The sequence below is a fragment of the uncultured Campylobacter sp. genome (assembly GCF_938045205.1).
GTDB lineage: Bacteria > Campylobacterota > Campylobacteria > Campylobacterales > Campylobacteraceae > Campylobacter_B.
In genome coordinates this window covers 1-24,467 of the sequence record NZ_CALIMY010000131.1, presented here as the reverse complement: position 1 = coordinate 24,467, position 24,467 = coordinate 1, and the positions used below count along the sequence as shown (strand labels likewise).

21 protein-coding genes and 2 pseudogenes are annotated in these 24,467 nt (G+C 46.2%); 15 read left to right on the top strand and 8 right to left on the bottom strand.

The features are described from left to right. From Q0198_RS07805 to Q0198_RS07780, 6 genes and pseudogenes are all read right to left on the bottom strand, one after another. Positions 1–412: pseudogene (locus Q0198_RS07805) on the bottom strand (hypothetical protein); the annotation flags it as partial. Further along, positions 405–1,057 (bottom strand): annotated as a pseudogene (locus tag Q0198_RS07800) (response regulator transcription factor). The pseudogenes Q0198_RS07805 and Q0198_RS07800, both read right to left, overlap by 8 nt. Before the next feature lie 26 nt (positions 1,058–1,083). Next, complete coding sequence (nrfD, locus tag Q0198_RS07795) at positions 1,084–2,055, bottom strand: NrfD/PsrC family molybdoenzyme membrane anchor subunit (protein WP_297896700.1); 972 nt, start codon at positions 2,053–2,055, stop codon at positions 1,084–1,086. After that, positions 2,048–2,614: a 4Fe-4S dicluster domain-containing protein gene (locus tag Q0198_RS07790; protein ID WP_297881003.1), complete on the bottom strand. Its 567-nt coding sequence runs from the start codon at positions 2,612–2,614 to the stop codon at positions 2,048–2,050. The genes nrfD and Q0198_RS07790 overlap by 8 nt, the downstream gene beginning before the upstream one ends. 10 nt (positions 2,615–2,624) lie before the next feature. Further along, positions 2,625–4,889: a thiosulfate reductase PhsA gene (gene phsA / locus Q0198_RS07785; protein ID WP_297896699.1), complete on the bottom strand. Its 2,265-nt coding sequence runs from the start codon at positions 4,887–4,889 to the stop codon at positions 2,625–2,627. Positions 4,890–4,974: 85 nt separating this feature from the next. Beyond that, positions 4,975–6,207 carry an MFS transporter gene (locus tag Q0198_RS07780; protein WP_297896697.1) on the bottom strand — a complete coding sequence of 411 codons (1,233 nt, stop codon included), beginning with the start codon at positions 6,205–6,207 and terminating at the stop codon, positions 4,975–4,977. A gap of 156 nt (positions 6,208–6,363) precedes the next feature. On the opposite strand from Q0198_RS07780, the gene Q0198_RS07775 reads away from it, so the two are divergent. Continuing rightward, positions 6,364–6,930 (top strand): PAS domain-containing protein, encoded by a 567-nt coding sequence (locus tag Q0198_RS07775; RefSeq protein ID WP_005870765.1) that lies wholly within the window; start codon positions 6,364–6,366, stop codon positions 6,928–6,930. A 170-nt stretch (positions 6,931–7,100) separates the two neighbouring features. On the opposite strand, the gene recO is transcribed toward Q0198_RS07775, so the two are convergent. Next, positions 7,101–7,715: a recombination protein RecO gene (gene recO, locus Q0198_RS07770; protein WP_297896695.1), complete on the bottom strand. Its 615-nt coding sequence runs from the start codon at positions 7,713–7,715 to the stop codon at positions 7,101–7,103. A gap of 93 nt (positions 7,716–7,808) precedes the next feature. On the opposite strand from recO, the gene accD reads away from it, so the two are divergent. The 7 genes from accD (at position 7,809) to Q0198_RS07735 (ending at position 13,284) form a co-directional block, all read left to right on the top strand. Further along, positions 7,809–8,708, top strand: a complete 900-nt coding sequence (accD, locus tag Q0198_RS07765; RefSeq protein ID WP_297896693.1) for an acetyl-CoA carboxylase, carboxyltransferase subunit beta — start codon at positions 7,809–7,811, stop codon at positions 8,706–8,708. Then, entirely contained in the window at positions 8,708–9,160 is a 453-nt protein-coding gene (locus tag Q0198_RS07760) for a 23S rRNA (pseudouridine(1915)-N(3))-methyltransferase RlmH (protein ID WP_297896691.1), read from the top strand. The genes accD and Q0198_RS07760 overlap by 1 nt, the downstream gene beginning before the upstream one ends. Positions 9,161–9,169: 9 nt before the next feature. Next, the gene (gene dksA / locus Q0198_RS07755) at positions 9,170–9,526 is read left to right on the top strand and encodes an RNA polymerase-binding protein DksA (RefSeq protein ID WP_005872423.1); all 357 of its coding nucleotides are present in this window, start codon (positions 9,170–9,172) and stop codon (positions 9,524–9,526) included. Positions 9,527–9,528: 2 nt separating this feature from the next. Next, positions 9,529–10,530: a LapA family protein gene (locus Q0198_RS07750; protein WP_297896689.1), complete on the top strand. Its 1,002-nt coding sequence runs from the start codon at positions 9,529–9,531 to the stop codon at positions 10,528–10,530. Between the two features lie 538 nt (positions 10,531–11,068). Continuing rightward, positions 11,069–11,995: a tRNA-dihydrouridine synthase gene (locus tag Q0198_RS07745; protein WP_297896687.1), complete on the top strand. Its 927-nt coding sequence runs from the start codon at positions 11,069–11,071 to the stop codon at positions 11,993–11,995. Between the two features lie 22 nt (positions 11,996–12,017). Next, positions 12,018–12,440 carry a hypothetical protein gene (locus tag Q0198_RS07740; RefSeq protein ID WP_297896685.1) on the top strand — a complete coding sequence of 141 codons (423 nt, stop codon included), beginning with the start codon at positions 12,018–12,020 and terminating at the stop codon, positions 12,438–12,440. Positions 12,441–12,552: 112 nt separating this feature from the next. After that, the gene (locus Q0198_RS07735; protein WP_297896683.1) at positions 12,553–13,284 is read left to right on the top strand and encodes a metallophosphoesterase; all 732 of its coding nucleotides are present in this window, start codon (positions 12,553–12,555) and stop codon (positions 13,282–13,284) included. A 139-nt stretch (positions 13,285–13,423) separates the two neighbouring features. Here the strand turns inward: Q0198_RS07735 and Q0198_RS07730 are convergent, their stop codons facing one another. Then, positions 13,424–14,254, bottom strand: a complete 831-nt coding sequence (locus Q0198_RS07730; protein ID WP_297896681.1) for a prephenate dehydrogenase — start codon at positions 14,252–14,254, stop codon at positions 13,424–13,426. A gap of 81 nt (positions 14,255–14,335) precedes the next feature. Between Q0198_RS07730 and bamA the strand changes: the two genes are divergently transcribed. From bamA to infB, 7 genes are all read left to right on the top strand, one after another. Next, a complete protein-coding gene (gene bamA / locus Q0198_RS07725) occupies positions 14,336–16,591 on the top strand; it encodes an outer membrane protein assembly factor BamA (RefSeq protein ID WP_297896679.1) in 2,256 nt (751 codons plus the stop codon). 560 nt (positions 16,592–17,151) lie between these two features. After that, a complete protein-coding gene (locus tag Q0198_RS07720) occupies positions 17,152–18,531 on the top strand; it encodes a M23 family metallopeptidase (RefSeq protein ID WP_297896674.1) in 1,380 nt (459 codons plus the stop codon). Between the two features lie 50 nt (positions 18,532–18,581). Continuing rightward, entirely contained in the window at positions 18,582–19,466 is an 885-nt protein-coding gene (gene lpxC / locus Q0198_RS07715; RefSeq protein WP_297896671.1) for a UDP-3-O-acyl-N-acetylglucosamine deacetylase, read from the top strand. Between the two features lie 63 nt (positions 19,467–19,529). Continuing rightward, positions 19,530–19,928 carry a glycoprotease gene (locus tag Q0198_RS07710; protein WP_297896669.1) on the top strand — a complete coding sequence of 133 codons (399 nt, stop codon included), beginning with the start codon at positions 19,530–19,532 and terminating at the stop codon, positions 19,926–19,928. Between the two features lie 8 nt (positions 19,929–19,936). Then, the gene (gene thrB, locus Q0198_RS07705; protein WP_297896667.1) at positions 19,937–20,818 is read left to right on the top strand and encodes a homoserine kinase; all 882 of its coding nucleotides are present in this window, start codon (positions 19,937–19,939) and stop codon (positions 20,816–20,818) included. 21 nt (positions 20,819–20,839) lie between these two features. After that, positions 20,840–21,067: a hypothetical protein gene (locus Q0198_RS07700; protein ID WP_297882510.1), complete on the top strand. Its 228-nt coding sequence runs from the start codon at positions 20,840–20,842 to the stop codon at positions 21,065–21,067. Next, positions 21,051–23,756: a translation initiation factor IF-2 gene (infB, locus tag Q0198_RS07695; protein WP_297896665.1), complete on the top strand. Its 2,706-nt coding sequence runs from the start codon at positions 21,051–21,053 to the stop codon at positions 23,754–23,756. Before Q0198_RS07700 ends, infB begins: the two co-directional genes overlap by 17 nt. The last annotated feature ends 711 nt before the right edge of the window (positions 23,757–24,467 follow it).

Genomic DNA, 24,467 nt, shown 5'->3' with positions numbered 1-24,467 from the left:
CTACGAAGATCGTGATAAAGATCGTGGAGATCGCGATAAATTCTATCTTGGCGTAGCTTATCTTTTTTGAGATGACGAAAAAATATAGCTTGCCCTCATGAAGAAAATGGCGTTTGAAAAACACTCGCCCGCCGAATTTCAGCGTAATAAACGCAAAATCGGGCGGCTGCACGCTTAGGTTTGATCTTAAAATTTCGCCGTTTGCGTTTAGGATCGCGTAGTCGTAGATGAGCTCGTCTTTTAGATCGGGATACGCGCCGGCTAGAGCTTCGCCACTTTTTTGTATCAGCTCGGCGACGTCGGCGCTCTCCTCGATTTTGGAGTTTAAATAGATGATATAAAGGCTCTCGCTTATAAAGGCGCCGATGATGAAAATCGCGCTAAAAAGCGTAAATTTAAACCCTTTAAGCATTGATCTTATATCCGAGTCCGCGGCTGGAGAGGATGAAATCGTTGCTAGTTTTGGAGCGGAGGTTGCTGATATGCACGCGCACATCGACGCTGCCCGCCTCGCCGTCCCACACGTCGGCGATGAGCTCATCGACGCTAACGAATCTTTTGATATTGGCGAGCAGAAATTCTATAATTTTGATCTCTTTGGCGCTTAGCGATATCTCTTCGTCCGCGCGTTTTAAAATTTTTAAATTTGCGAAGTAGTGAAATTTATCCGCGATCTTGACGGCGCCCTTTTCGTCGCCGAAGTACTTTCGCATCAGCTCGCTTACTCTAAATTTAAGCTCGGCTAGGTGGAAGGGCTTTTTTAGGTATTCGTTGCAGCCAAGCTCGTAGCACTGGCTCAAATCGTCGATGTCGCCAGCGAGGTCATCATCATCACGGGAGTGTTAAGGCCGAGGCTTCGTGCATATCTAAGCACCTCTTCGCCCGAGACCTCCGGCACTTTGATGTCTAAAATCAGCAGATGGTAGGCGCTCCCGGCGATCTTATCGCAGGCTGCGTCGCCGCTAGAGCATTCGTCCACCTCGTAGCCAAGCTCCTGCAGATACTCGCTTACGCTGCTTCTGTATTCAAAATCGTCTTCTAAAAGTAAAATTTTCAAACCCACTCCCTAGATCGGGAGCGAGGCTACGCTCCCGTACAAATTTGCCCCGCATATACGATATAGTAGCGAAGCAGAATGACGCCGCAAAGCACGACGAAAGAATTTAAGACTATAAACGCAGGCTTATAGGCGTGGTTTTTCAGCGCCGTAAAGGCGATGATGATCGGAGCGATGAGCCCCGTGCCTAAAACGCCGATCCAGAAAATTTTACCGTAAACCTCGTGTGTCAAAGCCTGCTGTGCCGCAAGCGCGCTCGTGCCGCCCTCAAAATACATCCCGACAAATAGAATGAATAAAAGCGGGATCTCAAAGAGTATCGCACGCAGATCAAGCACCAAAAGGTATTTTATGCTATCTTTGTTTAACGAGCCTTTAAAAAACAAAAGCCCCACTAAAATGCTTGCCGCGATGCCGCTGGAAAAGCCCGACAGCAAAAATAAAATCGGCAGCACCGGAGTATTCCAAAGCGGAATTTTCATCACCGCGCTTAGTAAAAAGCCCGTATATGCGCCCACGCAAAGAGCAAGGATAAATAAAACTCGCTCGAAGAGTTTGGAAGCTTTGGCAAACGAGCTTAGCAAATTTACGATAGGTCGCAGAAACGCAAGTAGTTTAAATTTACAAATTTCCTCGCCGAATACGCATAGTGCAAATACAAAGCTAAACGGCACGTAGATTAAAAGCGCCAAAACGCCGAGGCTCATCACCGAGCCGAAGTTAAATTTTATCAGCAAAAGATAGAAAGTAAGCGGCTTGCCAAGATCAAAGATCAAAAGCAAAAGCCCCGCGCAGATCGTGATCGGCGCCGTGATCGCGCCCGCTCTAATCATCGCATCCCAGATGGAATTTTGCTCGCTTTCGTGGCGGTTCCATTTGACTAAAAGCGCCACCATCGTCGCTCCCGCGCTAAGACCCGCCAAAAATAGATAGATCGCAATCGGCCAAGGCCAGTAAATTTCAGAGTATTGGCTCATATCGCCCCACATATTATTCATAGCGTCCTCCTTTTTTGTTTTTGATATTCGCTAGGCGCGGCTTGGTGTTTAGATACGCTTTAGGATATTCTACGCTTGTTTTGGCTAGCAGTTTGCTTACCTCGGAATTTACGTCATTTACGTCGCCGAAAGTTAAAGCATCCGTTGGGCACACGCTTACGCAGGCAGGCTGTAAGCCTTTGCTAGTGCGGTTAGTGTAGCAAAAGGTGCATTTGCCGATAGCGTGCGTGATAGGATCTACAAACCTCGCGTCGTAAGGACAGGCTAGGATGCAGTATTTGCAGCTGACGCAAAGTCTCTCGTCTATGAGCGTTACGCCGTCTTTGGTTTTAAAGCTCGCTCCCGTAGGGCAGACGTCCACGCAGGGGCTATCTTCGCACATAACGCAGCTAGCGCGCGAGTAATCAAGCTTTAAATTTGGAAAAACGCCGCTTGTTTTGCCGTGCACCTGCAGCCTATAAACGCCGCTCGGTACGCCGTTTTCGTTCCTGCACGCAACCGAACAGGCTTGGCAGCCTATACATAAATTTTCGTCGTGAATCATTATGAGTTTTTTCATAACCGCTCCCTTAAATTTTAACTATATCGACGCCGACGTTGGTTACCATCGTGCTTACCACAGGACCCGCAGCCGGATCGAGAAGGACGCTTTGGTTCGTGCCTATGCCGTTCGTGCGCTTTAGCCCCGGGCTTACGTGTCCAAAGCCGTGGTATAAAAATAGGCAATCGTCCCTGATGCCTTGCGTGACGAAAATTTTAGCTTTTTGCTCGCCGAATTTATTTTTAAGCTTCACGATATCGCCCGTCTTTAACCCCTCCGCTTTTGCAGAAGCCGGGCTGATCCAAACCGGCGATTCGCTCATCATATCGTTTAAAATTTTGACATTTTGAGTGTGGCCGTTGGTGTGAAGCGCGGTCTTGCCGCTCATGAGGCAGTATTTGTGTCCGCCGAATACATCCATACCCTCGGTATTTAAGCAGCCGTATCCTGCGAAAAGCTCCTCCACTTTCGGCGCGAAAAGCTCGATCTTGCCGCTTGGGGTTTTAAATTTCATCTGCGAGCTCATCTCGCCGTTTTCGTCCACGAACTCCGCGGCGGCAGGATATTTATCGATAAATTTAGCCACGAGCTTCGGCTCTCGGTAATACAGCTTCGGCACTTTGTAGTTTACGTAGCCGTTTTTGATTAAATTTGCGATTAGCTCGGCGTTGCCTTTGGCTTGCTGCATGCGGTATTCATCGATGTTGTTCCAGGTGTAGTCCTTATCGATCTTCATCACCCTTGCAAGCTCTCTAAAAATTTCATAGCCGCACTTCGTATCACCCACCGGCTCGACGGCTTTGTTTCGCATCACAAATCCGGGCGCGGTGCCGCCTTTGTTTTGAATCGATTCATCGCGCTCCAAATAGGTGGATTCTGGCAAGATCACGTCGGCTAGGCACGCAAAGTCGCTCATATACACGTCGATTGCGAGCACGAAGTCTAGCTTTTTGATCGCCTCTACGCTCTTATCCACGCCCGCAACGTTGATGAGGTGGTTAAAGCGCGTGCTGACCCAGCCTTTTACCGGATATGGCTTTTCGCTTAAAATCGTAGGCGCGATCTGCATCAAAACGCCGTGTTTGCGCGGCACGAAGAAATTTTCGCTGCCTTCTTCGCCGCAGCCGTCGATACGCGCGGTCTTTGGAATTTTAAAATTTTTATCCGGGTTTGAGATGGTAGGGAATAGATCCTCTTTGCAAAGCGCGTTGAAGGTTTTGGAGTCTTTAGAGAAGTAAATTCCGCCCTTTTTCTCGACGTTTCCCATCAGCGCGTTTGCGATTGCGATGGCGCGCGTGCGGATATATTCGGCCTTAGCGGTCGTGGTTTTGTGCCCCCAGTCGATTACAACTGCGGGAGCCGCAGCGTAAATTTCATTTGCAATGCGCTCTACCTTATCCGCTTTGATCCCCGTGATGGCCTCTTGCCAAAGCGGCGTCGTATCCTTAACGGACCCCCTTAGCTCCTCTAGCCCTACGGCGTATTGTTCGATAAATTTTTTGTCGTATTTGTTATCGCGTAGCCAGACGTGAATTAGCGCCATTAAAAACGCCGCGTCGGTTCCCGGCTTTATCGGTAACCACTCGTCTGCTTTGGAAGCTACGACGCTAAAGCGCGGATCGAGCACCAAAAGCTTTACGTCCTCTCTACTTGCGGCTTTTGCGAGCTTTTTGGTTTTTGAGATGTCGATGCCTTCAAAAAGATTATGGCCGAAATTTACGATATATTTTGCGTCGCCGTAGTCTCTTTGCATATTGGTGCCGAAAGTGTGTGGCACGGCGATATTATAAGTGACCGGGCAACAGGACCAGTGCGAGTAGATGTTCGGGCTGCCGTAGGCACAGGCGAAATTCATCATCTGTGTGTGGTGCTCGCCCGTTTTAGAGGTGAAAACTACGCTTTGCGGGCCATATTTTTGCGAAATCTCGCTTAGCTTCTGCGCGCAAATTTTAAGCGCCTCGTCCCAGCTCGCCTCTTTAAATTTGCCCTCGCCGCGCTCGCCTACGCGAATGAGCGGCTTAATGAGCCTTTGATCGTCGTAGAGCTGATTGATACCCGCTCCGCCGCGAGCGCAGACCGAGGTTTTGTTTGCAAACCTGTGATTGCCCTCGATTAAAGCGCCGCGGCCGTCTTTGACGGTCACTTCGATAGGACAGCGCGAGGAGCACATCTCGCAGACGCTGGCGACTTTCTTTTCCGTCCCGCCTGTAACCGCGCTAGCGTTTAAATTTAGATTTAGCGTCGCTAGCGTGCCGATTGCGGCGGTACTTTTTAAGAAATTTCGTCTATTCATAAAAACTCCTTACCTTTAAATTTTGGTAGGAATTCTAAGGCTTCATCGTAAAAATAAGGTTAATTTTGATAATGCAGCTTTTGGCTTAGGCTTTATCTCGAAAGATAAAATGCGTCCTGCGCCGTATTTTAAAGCCATAAAATAGCGCCAGCAGTAGCAAAATACTAATTACGCCGCAGATCGCAAGGGCTACGCGAGCGCCTAATAACTCGGTAAAAAAGCCCGATATGAGCGCTCCAAATGGCGTACTACCTATTAAAAATAGCGCGTATAAGCTAAGCACGCGCCCGCGAAATTCGTTGCTTACGTGCATCTGCACGGTGGAGTTGATACTGGAGTTTGTGATTACGAAAAGAAATCCAGTTACGGCAAGCCCTGCTGCGGCCCAAGCGAAGGAATTCGCAGCCCCAGTAAGAGCTAAGCTTACCCCCATAGCGATCGCGCACGATCTGATTTTGCGGATGCCAAGTTTATCAAAGACTGCTACGAAAAGCGCGCCGCAAAAGGCCCCCACGCCTAGAGCCGACATCAAATATCCAAAGCTTCGCTCATCCGCGCCGAGGCTAAGCTTAACAAGCGCCGAGATTGTTACGTTGTAATTTGGCACCAGCGTCGCTACGATAAGCACTATTATCATTAGCTCGCTTAGAGTTTTTTTGTGCGATACATACGAAATTCCAGCACCGATCGAGGCAAAAACGCCTCCGCTTCTGCTAGATAACGTAGTAGCGGATGGCGGAATTTTTATGAAAAATAGCGAAACGATGATGCCTAAAAAGCTAAGTGCATTGAATAAAAAGCAAAAACCCACGCCCCACAGCGCCATCACGATCCCCGCAAGTGCGGGTCCTGCAATGCGAGCGACGTTGAAGGACATAGAATTTAACGCTATGGCGTTGGCTAGATCGCGGGGCGAGTCGATGAGGTCTTTTACCATCGACTGACGGCTCGGGGCATCCATGCTGGTAAAGATGCCACTTGCAAAAGCGCAAAATAAAATTTTGCCGAAAGAATATAGCTCGCAAAAGCTCATAACTGCGAAAATTGAAGCAGTCACCGCCATGCCTATTTGAGCAAGCAGAAGGATCTTTTTGCGATTAAACTTATCGAGCAATACACCGGAAAACGGCGTAAAAAGTAGCGCGGGCAAGAACCGTGCCGCGGCTACAAGGCTGACCTTAAAAGCGTCTGCGGTTATGCTTAGCACTAGCCACGGCAGCGCGACGCTTTGCATCCAAGAACCGATCAGCGAGAGGTTCATCCCGATCCAATAAATTCTAAAATTTGAGTATTTAAGCGATAGGAAGGGATTTTTCAACGCGCTGCCTTTTGAAATTTTGATTTGAGATTATACATTAAATTTTAAAAATTCACTTAAAGATTTAACATTTATAAAAATTTAACGAAAATTTAATATTTCTGAAAAGAAAAATTTTATATACTCTGCAATAAATTTTTAAGCAAAGGATTAAAAATGCAAAGACCGACTCCGATTAATCAGGAAATCAAACTCGATGAGAAGCGCTATATCGTTTCCAAAACCGATCCGAAGGGCATTATCACGTTTGCAAATCCGTATTTTTGTATGATTTGTGGCTATAGTGAGCTTGAGCTTTTGGGGCAGCCGCATAACATTATACGGCATCCGGATATGCCGCGAATAGCGTTTAAGCTCATGTGGGATACGATACAGCAGGGCAAGGATTTTACCGCTGTGGTTAAAAATTTAGCCAAAGATGGGCGCTTTTATTGGGTAATTACGGAATTTACTTCTAAAAAAGATCCTGTGACAGGGCAGATCACCGAATACACGGCATTTCGCAAGGCTCCGCCAAGATCTGCGATCGAAACTATAGAGCCAATTTATAGGGCATTGCTGGATGCCGAAAGAAACGGCGGTATGCAGGCTAGCCAAAAGGCGCTCGTGGACTTTTTAAAAAGTAAAGGCGAAACCTATGAGAGCTGGATCGCAAAGGTCTCAGGTAAATCAAATCCGCTCACCGCAATGTTTTTCAAGGCGATGAAAAAGCTTTTTAGCTAGTCCCCTTAAAATTTAATGCAAAATCCCGCGCAATGCGATTGTTTGGCTTTGCGCGAGAAAAGGCAGATAAAGTACAAAACCGCCCGTTCATGAAATTTTGAAATTCTACGAAATTTTAAATTTAGCGCTTGAGTTTTGAAATTTCACGTCTTCATCAAGTGCGTTGCAGATCAAAGCCCCTCAAGCGTTATGTCGTAGAGCCTCTCTACCGTTTCGTCGTTTAAATTTAGCGTCTTTTTGCTTCGTAAAAATTCTAAAATTTCATCCTGCGCAAAGCCTACTCTTTGTGCGCAATGCTCGTGCGCAGGCAAAAAGCCGCGGCATAGCGCGATATTTTCTAAAATTTCCTCATCGCATAAAAAACAATATGGCTCGTCGTGCAATCGCCCCTCAAATTTTAAAATTTCGGCGTAGCTTTCTACGATTATGCGACGCGGATTTTGTTTGCCAAAGCGCATAGCAGCGTGGTTTAGCAGCTCGTAATAGAATTTATCCAGATGCTCGGCATCTTTTAGATGTGCGTGCAAAAGCCGCATAAATTGCTGCCAAAATAGCAGCTTCTCGCGGTTTCCGAGCCACGAGTATCCCAGATGCATTACTCCGCTAAGGCGCGGGAGGAAGTTTTGATTTTGCGAGAGCTCGAAGTCTATTTTATAGCCCTGGATGATGTTTGAATGGCGCGCGCCGTAGAAGCGGTACGCACGCACGAGCGCACTTTCGCTCAGCACATCCACGATGCAGTCCTCATCCCTAACCTTGGTCGTTTTTAATATAAATCCTTGCATTTTCCTATTTTAGCGAAATTCACATATAAAATTAAATAAAGAATTTTAGGTTATAATCAGAAGTTTCATTTCATAGAATTTAAAGGAAATCATATGAATTTTGGAGATCTATTTTCAAAGATACGTAGAACGCAGCCCGCACCGAGCGAAGCTCCTACGCACTGGATCAAGTGCCCAGGATGCGGCGCGCTGATGTATAGCAAAGAGGTCGAGCAAAATCATAGCGTTTGCCCCAAGTGTAACTATCACCTTCGTTTTGACGCGCAGGCTCGCATCGATCTGATCTGCGACGAGGGCTCGTTCGTCGAGTGCGATCAAAATTTGCAGCCCGTAGATCCGCTAAAATTCGTCGATAAAAAATCCTACAAAAAGCGCATCTCTGAGAGCAAAGAAAAAACGGGCAGGCTAAGCGCGGTGATTGCGGGCGAGGGCGCTATAAGTCGCCAAAAAATTCAGCTCGTGGTGTTTGATTTTAACTTCATGGGCGGAAGCCTGGGCTCTGTGGAGGGCGAAAAGATCGTGCGCGCCGTAAAACGTAGTCTCGATAAAAACGAGCCGCTAATCATCGTAAGCGCAAGCGGTGGCGCAAGGATGCAAGAAAGCACCTTTTCGCTAATGCAGATGAGCAAAACCTCCGCCGCGCTTAAAATTTTATCCGAGCATAAAATTCCTTTCATCTCCGTTCTTACCGATCCTACGATGGGCGGCGTGAGCGCGTCATTTGCGTGGCTGGGAGATATTATCATCGCAGAGCCAGGCGCCCTTATCGGCTTTGCTGGGCAGCGCGTCATAAAGCAAACCATTGGAGCTGATCTGCCGGAGGGTTTTCAAAGATCGGAATTTTTGCTCGAGCATGGATTAATTGATGCGATCGTGCCTAGAGCTGAGATGAGGCAGTATTTAAGCGATATAATCAACGTGCTTAGCAAAAACGCCGTGCAGATCGATGACACGAGCGATAAGTCGCTGCACGAAGATGGAAGCGAAGAGTAGTGCGGATCACGGTAAATTCCATCCAAAAGGGCGCAGACGAGTTTGCTAGCGAGATAAGCGCCTATAAAAAAATGGCGGCTAAATTTGCGGCGGTGCGAGAGCAGACCTTTTTTAACGCTAGCATCGCTCGCGCTCAAGCAGCGTCTCGTGAACTCACTCTTAGGGCGTATGATGAAATTTATCTCCCGCGCCTTAGCGGCTACGTCGTGGCTCTGGATGAGCGCGGGCAGGAGCTAGATAGCGTGGAATTTGCTGAAATGCTAAAGGATAAAAGCGCCGTATCGTTTTTCATCGGTGGCGCTTATGGGCTTAGTGAAAATTTTAAGGCAAAAGCCGATAAAATAATCAGTCTTAGCAGGCTTACGTTAGCGCATAAAATCGCTAAACTTTTGCTCTTTGAGCAAATTTTTCGCGCATTGTGCATTAACGCAAACCATCCATATCACAAATAAAGGGAAGTAATGAAGAAAAACGAGTTGAAATTTTACAAGAAAATTTTAGAAGAAAAAAGAGAGCAACTCATCGCCAATATTAATAGCTCTGTAAATGAAATTTCGGAATTGCGCGAAAATAAAGCTGCGGATGATTTTGACGTAGCGAGCATGAATACGGATTTAAGCATCGAATACTCGCTCAATGTTAATCAACAAAAGGCGTTTTTAGAGATTGAAAGCGCGCTTAAACGTATCGAAAACGGCACTTATGGGCTTTGCGAGAGCTGCGGCGAGCAGATAAGCTTAGAGCGTCTTAAGGTGAATCCAGAGGCGAGATTGTGCATTTCGTGCAAGGAACAGGCGGAAAAGCAAAATAGGAGTTAGCTATGAAAACCAAGCAATTCTTTTTATATTCGATCGTCTATATCGCAATCGTCGCGATTTTAGTTTTTACGCAGCAAAGCAGTAGCTATACACTGGGGCTTTTCGGTTTTACGCTTACGCTTCCTGTGGCGGTGTGGATCGTACTGCCGTTAATTTTATATATGATTTTGGCGATTTTTCATATCGTTTTTCATAGCTTTGCTTTTTACCGCACAAAAAGGGCGATCGCAAAGGATCTAAGCGCATACGATGCGATGAGTAAAGAGGTTTTGCTGGGTCTTGATACCAATAAAGACTTTAAAACCGAGTATTTTAAAGACCCGAGCGAGCTTACTAAAATTTTATCTCCGTGGTATGATAGCACCGGCATAGACGTCAAAAATGAGGATCTAAAGGAGGTTATAGGTGTTATTGAGAAGGTTAAAAACGGCGAAGTGGCGGATCTGCGAAAATATAAACTTCCTAAAGATAACGGACTATTTTTGCAAAACGAGCTCAATCGCCTCGACGCCGAGCCTGCGTATGCGTATGAAATTTTAAAAACTAAAGGCGTTTATAGCGAAAATATCACTAAAAAAGCCTATGCCGTAGCGCTTGCCAAAGGAAGCTACGATAAGATCAAGGCCTATAAAATTCCTCAAGATATAGCCGAGGTAAATATTTTAGTGGATCGCGCGGTGAATGACGCGAGCTTTGAGATCAGCAGCGAGGAGCTTTTCGATCTCGTAAATAATGAAAAATTTAGCGAGCAGGATTTTATCGGCTTTGCCAAAAAGCTAAAAAATCATCTCGCTCCAGAGCAATACAAAGCCTTTTTCGAGCGGCTCAAAAACGAGAATCAAGAAGCGACCGAGGCATATCTGTACACGCTATATGAGCTTGGCATGATCGACGAGTTTAGAGAGCAGCTAAGTCTTGCCGACGGTGAGGAGTTTGAGAAGTTTAAAATTCTGCTATTTTTGCGCGACAACGGCAAAAACGTCCCTGCGTCGCTGTTATTTTAGCTCGGTAATTTTACGAGTTCGTTTTATGCGGGTAAGAGAGGCTGCCTTTAAGCTCTTTGCGTCTATTAAACACAGCCTGCGCGATAAATTTTAAAGTGCGGGTAAAATTCTAACTCGCGCAAATTTTAAATTTCAAAATTTATCGAAAAATCAATGCGCGTAAGCGGTAAAATTTAAAAGATTTGCTTGCGTAGTGCGCGTGTAAACGGATTTTGCATTTACGCGATGAAATTTAAAATTTAAAAGTAAAGCGCAAGACTTGCTAGCCGAATAAAGTGCTGAAATTTTAAAATCCGTGCGGCGTTTTGCAAGCTGCTTGCTGGGTTTGCCGTGCAAATAAAATTTGGTGGCGATCATCCTTGCTGCCGTTTTGCCACCACTCAAATTAGCTAAGCTTAAAAATAAAATTCGCGCCTAAATGCGAATACGTAGCCTATGAAATTTAAAATTTTAAAGCTCGCGGCAAAACCCGCTGCAAGCGCTGTGGTATTAAATTTAAACGTTTAAATTCAAACGAAATTAAAATGAGAAATTTAAAATGACGGAAGATTTTTTTAAAAGAAACCCTCTATTTTTAGCGCCTTTGGCGGGCTTTTCGGATCCGCCGCTGCGAGGCGTAGTGAAAAAATTCGGCTGCGACGCGACCGTAAGCGAGATGATAAGCGCAAATGCCCTTGTTTTCGAGGGCGAAAAGACGCTAAAGATGCTCGAAAAAAACGCCGCCGAAACCCCATTTTTCGTGCAGATTGCGGGTAGCGATGCGGAGATCATCAAAAAAGCGGTTTTGCTCATCAATAAATTTGACGGCATCGACGGCATCGATCTAAACTGCGGCTGTCCCGTCCCCAAGGTCGTAAAACAGGGCGCCGGCTCGGCGCTGCTGCTTGATCTGCCCCGTCTGTCGCGCCTGGTTGAGACGATCAAAAAGTATTCGAATAAAAAATTTACGAGCGCGAAGGTGCGGCTGGGCTTCGGCGCCGTGGATATCGAAAATATCGCTCGCACCGTACAGAGCGCAGGAGCTGATTTTATCGCTATTCACGGACGTACTAGAGCGGGCGGATACAGCGCGGCGGTGGATTACGGCGCGATCGCAAGAGCTAAGCGCGCGCTGCAAATCCCGGTGATCGCAAACGGTGACATAAACTCCGCCAATGCCCCCGCTGTGCGAGACCTTAGCGGCGCAGACGCGCTGATGATCGGTCGCGCGGTCATCGGCAGGCCGTGGATCTTTCGCGAGATCAAAACGGGCGAGCAGGCAAGCGACGCGCTAAAAAGAGAGGTCGTGCTTTATCATTTCTCTCAAATGCTTAGCCACTACGGCATGCGCGGCGTAGCGGTATTTCGCAAGCATCTGCACGAATACTCCAAGGGGCGCGAAAATGCCGCAAGCTTTCGCGAGCAGATCAACCACGTCGCTGCTGAGAGCGAAATGACTCGGCTAATCGAGGAATTTTTTAGTTAAATTTAGCATTTTAGGAACTCTGATGATTATTTTAAAAATTATAGCCTGCGCATTTTCGATGAGTTTTTGCTTCACAAGCGTTTTAATTTTAGTGGATTTGTCAGTAGAGCTATTTTTCGTCGCCTTTAGCGATAGATATGGCTATCTTTCAGAATGGTTGCAGGAAAGGTGTGTATATTTTGTAGTTCTTTGGATATTTTTCTGCGGAATTTGCGCGATACTTGCCGAAAAACTAAAGGATTTTGATAGGCTTGTGAATTTTTTCGTCAATCTGTTTTTGCCGACCGTGGCGATTTGGATAATATCGCCGTTTTTGGGGATAACGATCGCTGCGGTATTTGAATTACATGGAGGCGATATATTAATCGGCATCTGCACGGCTTACGTTTTAGCTCTGATCGTGGTAGCCGAAGTCTTAAAACAAGTTTATTCACCTAAAACCTAGCGCGCGAAATTTTAAAATTTAGTGCAGAATTTCGCCTTGAAATTCTTGGTCGCCGCTTACAATCACAGCTCGCGCGTTAAAAGGCGAGGGCGTTAAAATTTAAGGAGAAATTATGGAAAATATCTACATCATAGGCGACGTGCATGGCTGCTACAGATCGCTTTTGGCGTTAATAGAGCAGCTGCCGCATAAATTTGATAGCAAAATTTGCTTTGTGGGCGATCTGATCGACCGAGGCCCTGCGAGCGCGGATGTAGTTGAGCTAGTGCGCGCTCGCGGATACGACGCAGTGATGGGCAATCACGAAAAGCGCTTTGTGAGCAACGCAAAAACTGCCCTAAGGTGCGCAAAGACGGGCAAATTTACGAGCTCAAATGACCTCTACGCATTTTTTAGCCTGGATGAAAGCTGGCTATTTAATAATGGCGGTGAAGCGACGCTGGCATCGTATTATCGCCGCGGAGGCGTGAAGCAATGCAAGGAGCATCTGCGGTTTGTCTCGCGGCTGCCGATTTACCTAGAGTATGATTTGCGTGATGAAAGCGGTCGTGCGCTCGTCGTATCGCACTCCGCAGTGGGTCGCGCGTGGGGGATCAGACACGATGCAGAGCGTGCAAAAAGCTTTGCCGCTCACGTGCTAAGCGGGCGCGGAGATGATAGCGTGAACGACGGAATTTTTAACGTCTACGGACACACGCCGGTGAAAAAGCCCATCATTACGGAATTTAGCGCAAATATAGATCTGGGCTGCGTTTATAAAAACTACTGGGACGAGAAAGCAAGGCTTTGTGCGCTGGAATTTCCCTCAAAGAAAATTTTCACGCAGGAATGCATAGATTTTTGAGTTTGTGTCGGGATAGCGCGGATTAAAATTTAAATTTAAGCGGGCTGTTTGAATTACGCAGGCTATTTGAAGGCGAAATTTTAGAATTTAAAGGCGCGTTCTTGCAGCTCCCATCGCGCAGTCAGGTCGCGTTGAAATTTTAAATAATATCCCTTAGCTTGCGCGCTTCATACATCCACGCCTCAAGCTCATCCCAGCGCTCGTCACGAATCATCTGCACGCAAATTTCAAGCTCGTTTTTAAAAGCGTCGATCGCGCCCAGTAGGTTCGTGCGGTTTTGCTTGAAAATATCGACCCACATCTGCGGCGAGCTTTTGGCGATACGGCTCATGCCCGAAAAGCTACCACCGGCTAAATTTATAATATTGCGGCGATTTTCCTCTTTTAGCACGCTGTTTACGAGCGAGTAGCTGATCGCATGCGGCAGGTGCGAGATGAGCGCCACGTGGTGATCGTGGCTTTTTGCGTCCATAAATACGATCTTCATCCCCGCGAACGAAAAAATTTCGACCGCTCGTTTGATATGCACTTCATCTGCGCCGTGATCGTCGCAGATGACGACTACTGCGCCGTTTAAAAGCTCTTTAAACGCTGCTTGCGGGCCGGAGTTTTCGGTACCAGCCATTGGGTGAGCTGCGATGAAATTTCGTCTGATCTGCGGCGGGCAGCTTTGCAAAATTTTAAATTTCGTGCTTCCCAGATCGATGATTGTCGTCTCGCTTCTGCAGTCGCTTAGTTTTTGCAACGTCTCAATAATTGCCTCCACGGGGATTGCAAGAAAGATCGCGTCGCAGCTTTGCTTCATTTGCTCTAGGCTTAAAATTTCATGCACGAGCCCAAGTCTCAGAGCTTCTTTTTCATTTTCGCGGCTGATGTCGCAGCCATAGACGGCGCTAATTATTTTGGTGCTTTTTAGACATAGCCCAAGAGAGCCGCCGATGAGACCCAGGCCGATAATTCCTATCTTCATAAAATTCCTTTTTGATATATGCAAGTTTTAATTTTAATGTGGTATTATACGCAAATTATTTTCGTTTTTAGGTAAAATTTTATGAAAAAAAGCGTTTTTTTACTCTTAGTAGGCGGGATTTCCGTGGCATGCGCCGCGCAGATAAAATCCATTAAATTTGAAGGGCTAAGGCATCTTTCTCCACAGGTCGCACAGCAAATTTCAGGACTTAAGGTAGGCGATGAGCTTAACGGCGAAAACACCAATGCTGCGATTTCAAAGCTATTTGAGCAGGGCTATTTCAGCGACGTTTATATCAGCGAACAAGGCGGCGCGGTCACTATCAACGTAACCGAAAAGCCGACTATTGCTAAGGTAGAGATCAAAAACGTAGTTACCAACGACCGCGACAAGATCAATGAGCTCATCGGCTTGCGTCCGGGTCAGGTTTACGATGAGGTGGCTGCTAAAAAAGCGGAGACCCGCATCAAGCAATACTACGAAGTCAAGGGCTTTTTTGACACCGTGGTGGAATTTTATCCAAAGCCGATAAATGACGATAAATCGGTCATCCTGCTGACGATCGAGGTAAATCGCGGCGAAAATATCATAATCGATAAGGTAAATTTGTTGGGTGCGGACAAGCTTGACTACGGCGATATAGAGCCATCCGTCGCCAATAAAGAGCGTGAAATTTTAGGCTGGATGTGGGGCTTTAACGATGGTAAGGTAAAAACCGCCGAGCTTCCTAACGACGCAAATAGAATTCAAGAAGAATATTATAAAAAAGGCTACTTAGATGCACAGGTTTCTGCGCCGCTACTTAATGCCGATATGGATAATTACACTGCTGATCTTACCTACTATATCAGCGAGGGTGAGCAATACACCGTAAGCTCCGTAGATATCGAATATCCTGCAGATATAATCAAGCTTGATAAAGAAAAGGTTTTGGATGATTTCAAGCTTCAAAAGGGCGATACGATGAATTCTGAGCGTTTGCGCCGCGATATGAATACGCTAGAGACTTTAGTCGCGGATCAGGGATATGCCTATGTGCGTATCGTGCCTAAGACTAAACAGGACAAAGAAGCTCGCACGGTCGCTATCACGTATCAAGTTATCCCAGAGGATAAAGTCTATATTAGAAACGTAACGATTTCGGGCAACGATAAGACCGAGGATAAGGTCATCCGCCGCGAGATGTATCTGACCGAGGGAAATTTATATAGCAAAACCGACTACAACGATTCGTTAAATTCTTTAAAACGCACGGGGTATTTCGATGAGGTGGAGATTAAAGAAAACCGCGTTTCTAACGATCAGATCGATCTTGAAGTCGCAGTTAAAGAAGCTCCTACGGGCTCTATCACGGGTGGTATCGGATATGGCAGCGAGGATGGAATTTTACTTAGCGGCGGTATCAGTGATCGTAACGTATTCGGCACCGGTCTTCACGGCGCGTTCTCGGTTGAAAAGAGCGACGATCAGTTAAGCGGACGCTTGAGCTTAACCAATCCTAGAGTATTTGATTCTGAGTATAGCTTGGGCGGATCGATCTTTGCCAACGACTATGACTGGGACGATTACGATGAGAAATCTTACGGATTTTCAATCACGGGCGGTCGCAAGATCGGGCGTAATACCGATGTAAGTCTTACGTATTATCTCGAAAAAAGCGAGATTAAGGGCTTAAACGAATATTACGCCAAAGCAGGCTATTTAGATGGCAAGAATTTAAAAAGCTCGATTATCCCGTCTATTACATACAACAGCACCGATGATTATTACTTGCCAAGAAGCGGTATGATCGCAAGTGCTAGCTTGGAATACGCGGGTCTTGGCGGCGATATGGACTACACCAAGGCGCGAGGATCATTTAACTACTACTTTGGCTTGCGAGATTATATCGATCACGACATTATCTTTAGATACAAAGCTGCAACGGGCTATATGTGGGAAGGTAATAAAAAGATTCCGATCAACGAAAAGCTATTCCTAGGCGGAATGAAAAGCATTAGAGGCTACGAAGGTCGCAGTATCCCGAAAAAAGAGATCTGCTTAAATTCAAATAATTGCCGCTATATCGAGACGGGCGGTATGCAGAGTTTCAATAACTCCTTTGAGCTAAGCTTTCCGGTGGTTGATAGGCTTAAAATGCGCTTTGTAACGTTTTTTGACTACGGAATGATCGGCGATCATGACTGGAATGAAGAGGAGCGCTACAGCACGGGTGCTGGTATCGAGTGGATGACGCCGATGGGACCTTTGCAGTTATACTTCGTCAAGCCGCTTAATAAAAAACCGCACGACGACACAAATAGCTTCGAATTTAGCATCGGCGCTAGATTTAATTAAACGCGACGACTTGCGAACGCCTTGGCGTGCGTAGAATTTCTACCGCACGCCTTAAAATTTAGTAATGCTGCAATTTTGACTTTTCTTGTCGCGCTAATTTGCAGCCGAATTATTGTAGGCGGGTTGAGCTAAATTTTAATTGGAATTCCGCTCGGCTTAGGATGAAATTTAAACGCATAGCTTGCTTTGAATTTTTTCAGAATTTTAGTTATCAAGATAGTTTAAATTCCATTCATATGGTAAAATTTTAAGTACAAGAGTTCTAAAAAATCAATACAAGCCATTAGCATAATTTAAAGAAATTCTAATATTGAAATTTTAAAGATTACGATATAGACGATAAACGCCGCTTTGTTGTGCGCGGAATTTCACTGCATAGGATTTAGCGCGCCACTGAATTTTAAAGCTCATAAATTTTGAGATTCTAAAATCGCTAGAATTTAAAATTTTAAATCGCCTCGTAAATCGCTAAACATTTGCGTTAAATTTTGCCTCGCTTTACCGATAATTTAAGTTAAGCTTGTAAAATCGCGCTCTAAAATCATATCAAAGGCTCTTTTATGCGTAGAAATGGCAATGGAACGAAGCTTAAAATTTTAATATTTCTTATTATAATATGCGCTTTGGTTTATGGAATCTTTAGAATTTTTACCTCGCCGAAATTTGAAAAAAATCCTCCGCAAATTGCGCTGGAAAATGAAATTTATTGGAATTTAACCTCGCCTTTAAAGATTAAAATTTCAGACGATACCGGCATTAAGCTCGTTCGCGTTAACTTAAATGACGGAGCCAGCACGATACCGCTACTAAATGAGGAGCTGAACGTTCCGCAAACGGCGCTAGAGCTTGCCGTGCAATTTCCTAAAAATTTGATGCTTAATAAAGATAAAAACTACAAGCTCGAGGTTTTCGCAAATGACATTAGCTCGTGGAATTTTGCGCAAGGAAATAAGAGCGTAAAAACGGCAAATATAATAATAGACGACAAAAAGCCCATCATCAATATCATCAATCAATCCTATAAAATCACCAAAGGCGGTAGCGCTGTAGTCGTATTCTCAGCTAAAGACGAGCGCCTAAACGAAGTCTATGTCAAAACCAACTATGGCAAAATTTTTAAAGCAATTCCTTTTGTAAAAGAGGGCTATTATGCGTCTCTCGTGGCGTGGCCTGCAAATTTAGAGGAATTTCGCGCAGAAGCGGTCGCCACTGATCGTGCAGGCAATGAAAGCATTTCGCAGATCAAATATTTTTATCAAGACAAAAAATATAAAGTCTCTACTATCAAGCTAAATCCGGGCTTCATTAACGGCAAAGTAAGTGATCTGGCTAGCCAATACGCGCAGAATTTTAACTCAATGAGCGATTTGGAAAAATTTAAATTTGTAAACGAAACTCTGCGTAAGAAAAACGGAGATGATCTGCACGCTGCTACTAGCGCGGTGCACGAGGATAAAATAAATGGATTTGAGCTAAAGCCTTTTTATCCGCTTGCTAAAGGCGCAGCGGTAGCAAGCTTTGCCGATCATCGGATATTTTTTATGAATGACGAACAGGTAAGTGAGTCGTGGCATATGGGGCTTGATCTAGCAAGCGTTGCAAACGCCGATATCAAAGAGAGCAACTACGGCAAGGTGGTTTTCGCGCAGGAAAACGGAATTTTCGGATTAAATTTAGGAATTTACTACGGCTTTGGATTGTACGGCATCTACGGACACTGCTCGGCGACGCAGTTAAGCGTCGGCAGCGACGTAAAGCCAGGCGATATTCTAGCACAGACGGGCTCAAGCGGCTTTGCTTTCGGAGATCATCTGCATTTTGGCATCGTAGTTCAGGGCGTGGACGTAAGACCCGAGGAGTGGATGGATCCTAAGTGGATGAAAGATAACATTACCGATGTCTTAGAATCGTCCAAAAAAGTAATAGAAAAAGGTAAGTAAATTTTAAAATTTTCGCTATAATGCGCGGGTTAATGAAAACGAGGATAGAAATGAGACAGACAACGATAGCTAAGAAAGTCCATAACGTCGGCATCGGGCTGCACAAAGGTGAGCCTATCAAACTTACGTTAGAGCCTTTAGAGGCAGGCAGTGGAATCGTATTTTATAGAAGCGATCTTGGCGTTAGTTTTAAAGCCGAGCCGAAAAACGTCATAAATACGCAGATGGCAACCGTCGTAGGAAATGAGAAGGGCTATATATCAACAATAGAGCATCTAATGAGCGCTATTAATGCCTATGGTATTGATAATATCCGTATCATCGTCGATGCTAATGAAATTCCTGTGATGGACGGAAGCTCCGCGAGCTTTTGTATGCTTTTGGACGAAGCGGGAGTAAGAGAGCTCGACGCGAATAAAAAAGCCCTCATCATCAAGCGAGCCGTGGAGATTCGCGAGGGAGATAAGCTCGTGCGCCTAAGCCCGAGCAAGAGCCCGAGATTTGATTATACAATTAAATTTAGCCATCCACTCATTGGCACTCAGCACTACGTTTTTGAATTTAGCAAAAAAGCCTATCTTAAAGAAATTTCACGCGCCAGAACTTTTGGGTTTTTGAAAGATGTGCAGGCGCTGCGCTCTATGGGGCTAGCTCTAGGCGGCAGCTTAGAAAACGCCGTCGTAATCGATGAAAATAAAATTTTAAACCCCGAGGGCTTACGCTTTGAAAACGAGTTCGTCCGCCATAAAATTTTAGACGCGATCGGCGATCTTGCGCTCGTAGGTGCTCCGATTTTAGGCGATTATACAGCGTTTGCGGGAAGCCACGATTTAAATCATAAACTCACTTTGGCGGTTTTAGCCGACGCTAAAAATTTCGAGCTAGTAGATCTTACCGCCGAGGTTGTGCGCGAATATCAAGAAGTCTTTGCTTAAGGGCGCAAAATCAAAGAGGTTGAAATTCTAATCGCTGCTCTTAGCGCTCCATGCCTACTCGGCGTGTATGAAAACGGCGCTAAGATAGCGGAATTTAAAAGCAATGAGGGCGAAAAAGCTGATAAATTTCTGATCTGCAAATTTAGCGAAATTCTAAAAACTTATAAAATCAAAGAGCTCATCTACGCAAACACTCCCGGCAGCTTTATGGGCATGAAGGTAAGCTACGTGATATTGCGCACGCTTAGCATCGCTCTTGATGTGCCGCTATACGCCATCAACGGCTTTGAGCTAAGCGGCTTCGGGCCGATCAGAGCGAACAAAAACTTCAGCTACGTTTATGAGAACGGAGAAATCAAAATGAAAAAATGTGCCCCTGCCACGCTATCTTTGCCGCAGGATTTATCGGTTTTAAATAAAAGCGATGATATACTTCCAAATTACATCATAGAAGCGGTTTAGGAGAAAATTTGATTATAAGAATTCCTGCGACGAGCGCAAATTTAGGCCCTGGTTTCGACGCGCTCGGCCTTAGCCTAGGGCTATTTAACGAAGTAGAGATTACCGAGCAGAAGTTTTTTTGCGTATCGCTTAGCGGCGAGGGTAGCGACAGAGCGTGGCTTAAGAAGGGCAACGCTTTTTTGAATATTTTCAATGAAATTTACAAAAAACTAGGCGGCGGGCAAGAGATAAATTTTAAATTTGCTTTTCACAATAACATCCCGTTTTCGCGCGGGCTGGGCAGCAGCTCGGCCGTGATAGTAGGCGCTATCGCAAGCGCTTATAAAGTTTGCGGCTTTGAGATCGACCGTGCTAAAATTTTAAACACGGCGCTGGAATATGAAAACCACCCGGATAATATCGCGCCCGCGACGCTCGGCGGCTTTGTCAGCAGCGTCGTGGACGGCAAGACGGTTCGCACGCAAAAATGCGAAATTTCGCAAGATCTGCAAGCCGTCGTCGTTATCCCCGATACGCCGATGCCTACGAACGAATCTCGCGGCAAGCTGCCTAAGAGCTTTTCGATCAAGGATTGTGTTAGCAACCTCTCGCACGCGGCGTTTCTGACCGCTTGCTTTATGCGGCGCGATTACGACAGCTTACGCTACGCCTGTATCGACAAGATGCACGAGCAGATGCGCATGGGCGTGCTTCCGCAGCTTTTTAAGGTGCGCGAGATCGCCTATGATAACGGCGCGCTTATGAGCTCGCTCTCGGGCAGCGGCTCAAGCTTTTTAAATTTAGCCTACAGATCCGACGCTGCGAAGCTTAAAGCCTGCCTTGGCGAAAATTTTCAAAACTTCCGCGTCGAAATTTTAGATATCGACAACGGCGGCTTTAATATTGACTAAGAAAAATAAAGATATAATCGCATGAGCGAACCGATTAGAATGTGCGTTATTTGCAGGGGGCGCTTCGCCAAGCGCGAACTCCACGCCTTTTTGCAAAATTTTAAAAATATAAGCTCAAACAGACAATTTTATATTTGCGACGGTTGCATAAATCAAAAAGAGAAAATTTCAAAATATCTATCTAAATTTGCGTCTAGTGCAGATTTGGGACATATCAAGGAGAGGGTTTTAAATGGGTGTTCTGATTAAAGATATCGCGGACGAGCTTGGATACGCAAGCAAAGAGATAATCGAAAAAGCGCAGGAGATGGGCTTTAAGAGGGTAAAAACCGCGTCGAATAAAGTAAGCGAAGAGGAAGCTGCCGCTATTTATGATTATATTCAGACGGGAATTTTGCCGGGGAAAAAGTCAAAGCCCGCAAAGAAAAGCTCCGAAAAAGCGCAAGAAGACGAGAATAAGCCCGCTAAAAAACAGAGTGAAACTAAAAAAACTGCTAAAAAAGAGAGCCCTAAAAAGGCGGAAAGCTTAAAAGCTTCCGGATCCAAAGAGTCCGCGCAGAGTGCTAAAGAGCCTAGCGATGAAAAAACGCGTACGCAAGAGCTCGAGGTAAAAACCGAAAAATCTCAAAATCAAAAAGAAGAAATTTCCTCTGTCCCGCAGGAGAAAGAAGAGAAGCAAAACGCCACTTCAAAGCCCGCTTCGGTGCAGATAAACAGCGGCGATAGCATCGCTAGTGAGAGCTTGCAAAAGCGCCGCGGTCTAGTCATCGTTAAAAAGAAGAAGGAAGTTCAAGCCCCGACGCAAGAAAGAATCGAGCCTAGGCGCGAAAAGATGAGCGCGAGCTTGGAGGCGATCTTTTCAAATGCCGAACTAAATTTGAAAAAGAAAAAGATCGAAAAGAAAAAAGCCCCCGCGGCTAAAAAAGAGGACGCCCTTAAAATTGACATCATTCCTGATCACGAGATGGCGGATATCGTCATTGAGGACGAAGACGTCGTGGTAATGCCCGATTTCACCGTCAAACCAATTCAGACCGAAAACCGCACCAAAAGTAAAAACCAACCTAATATTTATCGCGCCTCGCAGAATCAAATTTTTAGCAGCGAAGGCGGTATAAGTCGCGGCGGTCGCAAAAAGCATAAAAAAGCCCCTCGCGAGCAGGGTAGCGAAATCGTAAGTTCTGTAAATATCCCAAAAGAGATCCGCGTCTATGAGTTTGCCGATAAGATCAAAAAGCAGCCTAGCGAGATCATCGGCAAGCTATTTGCGCTTGGGATGATGACTACGAAAAACGACTTTTTGGACGAGGATGCGATAGAAATTTTAGCAAGCGAATTCGGCATTGAGGTAAATATCATCGATGAGGCGCAGGAGTTTGATTACATCAAGGCCTACGAGGACAGCGAAGGCGAAGAAAATTTAATCGCTAGAGCGCCTGTCATTACCATTATGGGACACGTCGATCACGGCAAAACGAGCCTGCTTGATTATATACGAAACTCTCGCGTAGCAAGCGGCGAAGCGGGCGGCATCACGCAGCACGTAGGCGCGTATATGGTCGAAAAAAACGGCAGGAAGATCACCTTCATCGACACTCCGGGTCACGAGGCCTTTACTTCGATGAGAGCGCGCGGAGCCGAGGTTACCGATATCGTAATCATCGTAGTGGCGGCAGACGACGGCGTCAAGCCTCAGACTAAGGAGGCTATAGCGCATGCCAAGGCCGCAAATGTTCCGATCATCATCGCGATAAATAAGATGGACAAGCCTAATGCCAATCCCGATCTCGTAAAAACCGGGCTTGCAGAGCTTGACATCATGCCTACCGAGTGGGGCGGCAGCTACGAGTTCGTGCCGATCTCCGCAAAAACGGGCGAGGGAATTGAAAATTTATTAGAGATCGTGCTTTTGCAAGCTGATCTTTTGGAGCTCAAAGCCGATCCTAGCAAGCAAGCTAAGGCAACCATCATCGAAAGCTCCCTTCAAAAAGGGCGCGGTGCTGTTGCCACCGTCATCGTGCAAAACGGCACCCTACGCGTCGGAGACACCGTCGTAGCGGGCATCGCGTACGGCAAGGTGCGCGCGCTTAGCGACGATAAGGGCAGGGCGCTAAAGCAAATTTTACCTGGCGAATGCGGCGTCATCATAGGCCTTAGCGAGGTTCCGGGTGCGGGCGAGACGCTGATCGGCGTTTCAAGTGATAAAGAAGCGCGCGAGTACGCGAGCAAAATTTACGAGCATCAGCGCCAAAAAGAGCTTAGCAAATCGACCAAGGTCACCATCGACGAGCTAAGCGCCAAGATCGCCGAAGGCTCACTAAAAAGTCTGCCCGTGATTGTCAAAGCCGACGTTGCGGGCTCGCTGGAAGCTATTAAAGCAAGCCTTGAGAAGCTCCGCAACGACGAAGTCAAGGTTGATATCATCCACAGCGGCATCGGCGGTATCACGCAAAACGACATCGCCTTAGCAAGCGCTAGCGAAAATTGCGTGATCTTGGGCTTCAACGTCCGTCCTACGGGCGAGATCAAAGAGCTTGCCAAGGAGCGCGGCGCGCAGATTAAGACCTACAACGTCATCTATAATCTCATCGACGATATCAAGGCGCTTTTGAGCGGCCTTATGAGCCCGATCATCAGCGAAGAGGCCTTGGGTCAAGCTGAGATCCGCCAGGTCATCAATGTGCCTAAGATCGGGCAGATCGCGGGCTGTATGGTTACCGACGGGCTCATCGCTCGCGGCGCGAAGATCCGCGTCATCAGAGAGGGCGTCATCGTTTTCGAGGGCAACGTCAGCTCGCTCAAGCGCTTTAAAGACGACGCCAAGGAGGTCGCCAAGGGCTTCGAGTGCGGCGTAGGCATCGAGGGCTACGACGATATGCGCGTGGGCGATTTTATCGAAAGCTACAAGCAAAAAGAGGAGCAGGCTACGATCGACTAATGCGCGCGGAATTCCGCGCGGGCATTCGCTTCGTTTGCACGGCTTGCGGCTAAATTTTAAGTCGCGATCGCGCTTTGAAATTTTATGCTAGCAGAATTTGAGCGTAAAATTTCGCCTTTTAAATTTAGCGGCGGAGCGTGCGGGCAAGGCTTTAAATTTTGTCGGTTTCTGCGCAAGGTTTTGTTGCATAGCGCTAGTTTTGAAATTTTAATGTTTTAGATTTTTCTTGTGGCGCGGCTTTGCGATCAAATTTTATTTTATGCCGCTTGCGGGCTGCGAATTTTTCGCGCGACTTAAATTTTAAATTTAATCGCGAAGTTGAAATTTTAAAGCGGCAAAATTTAGATTTCGCGCAGCATCGAAGCGCTTTTAAATTTAAGATAAATTTTGAAGCGGCGCAGCGTGGAAAAAACAGCAGCGCGGAGAATAGCGCGGCGCAGGTGGCGCAAAATAAAGCCGCAACGGCGCGCGGTGTCATTGCGACGCTAGACGGCAACAGATATCGTAAATAGCGACACAGTAAGCGAGCGTAGCGCAAAGAGGGTGCCGCCGCGCGCTTGCATTATTGCGATAACAAGACGAGCAGCGTAGCAGCGAATATAAGGAGCTGTAACTAGCAGGGCACGGCGCAGAATAATAGCACCCGCTTTAGCGCGGTAGTATATTTCTGCGGTAGCGCTGCGGCTATGCGATGAGCTTCCGTATGCGACA

Excerpts from the sequence above, each read along its gene's own strand:
- Q0198_RS07790 (WP_297881003.1), bottom strand. The coding sequence starts at position 2,614 with ATGAAAAAACTCATAATGATTCACGACGAAAATTTATGTATAGGCTGC.
- nrfD (WP_297896700.1), bottom strand. The coding sequence starts at position 2,055 with ATGAATAATATGTGGGGCGATATGAGCCAATACTCTGAAATTTACTGG.
- Q0198_RS07735 (WP_297896683.1), top strand. The coding sequence starts at position 12,553 with ATGGAAAATATCTACATCATAGGCGACGTGCATGGCTGCTACAGATCG.
- Q0198_RS07700 (WP_297882510.1), top strand. The coding sequence starts at position 20,840 with ATGAGCGAACCGATTAGAATGTGCGTTATTTGCAGGGGGCGCTTCGCC.
- Q0198_RS07730 (WP_297896681.1), bottom strand. The coding sequence starts at position 14,254 with ATGAAGATAGGAATTATCGGCCTGGGTCTCATCGGCGGCTCTCTTGGG.
- lpxC (WP_297896671.1), top strand. The coding sequence starts at position 18,582 with ATGAGACAGACAACGATAGCTAAGAAAGTCCATAACGTCGGCATCGGG.
- Q0198_RS07775 (WP_005870765.1), top strand. The coding sequence starts at position 6,364 with ATGCAAAGACCGACTCCGATTAATCAGGAAATCAAACTCGATGAGAAG.
- dksA (WP_005872423.1), top strand. The coding sequence starts at position 9,170 with ATGAAGAAAAACGAGTTGAAATTTTACAAGAAAATTTTAGAAGAAAAA.
- Q0198_RS07720 (WP_297896674.1), top strand. The coding sequence starts at position 17,152 with ATGCGTAGAAATGGCAATGGAACGAAGCTTAAAATTTTAATATTTCTT.
- accD (WP_297896693.1), top strand. The coding sequence starts at position 7,809 with ATGAATTTTGGAGATCTATTTTCAAAGATACGTAGAACGCAGCCCGCA.
- recO (WP_297896695.1), bottom strand. The coding sequence starts at position 7,715 with ATGCAAGGATTTATATTAAAAACGACCAAGGTTAGGGATGAGGACTGC.
- bamA (WP_297896679.1), top strand. The coding sequence starts at position 14,336 with ATGAAAAAAAGCGTTTTTTTACTCTTAGTAGGCGGGATTTCCGTGGCA.
- phsA (WP_297896699.1), bottom strand. The coding sequence starts at position 4,889 with ATGAATAGACGAAATTTCTTAAAAAGTACCGCCGCAATCGGCACGCTA.
- infB (WP_297896665.1), top strand. The coding sequence starts at position 21,051 with ATGGGTGTTCTGATTAAAGATATCGCGGACGAGCTTGGATACGCAAGC.
- Q0198_RS07745 (WP_297896687.1), top strand. The coding sequence starts at position 11,069 with ATGACGGAAGATTTTTTTAAAAGAAACCCTCTATTTTTAGCGCCTTTG.
- Q0198_RS07740 (WP_297896685.1), top strand. The coding sequence starts at position 12,018 with ATGATTATTTTAAAAATTATAGCCTGCGCATTTTCGATGAGTTTTTGC.
- Q0198_RS07750 (WP_297896689.1), top strand. The coding sequence starts at position 9,529 with ATGAAAACCAAGCAATTCTTTTTATATTCGATCGTCTATATCGCAATC.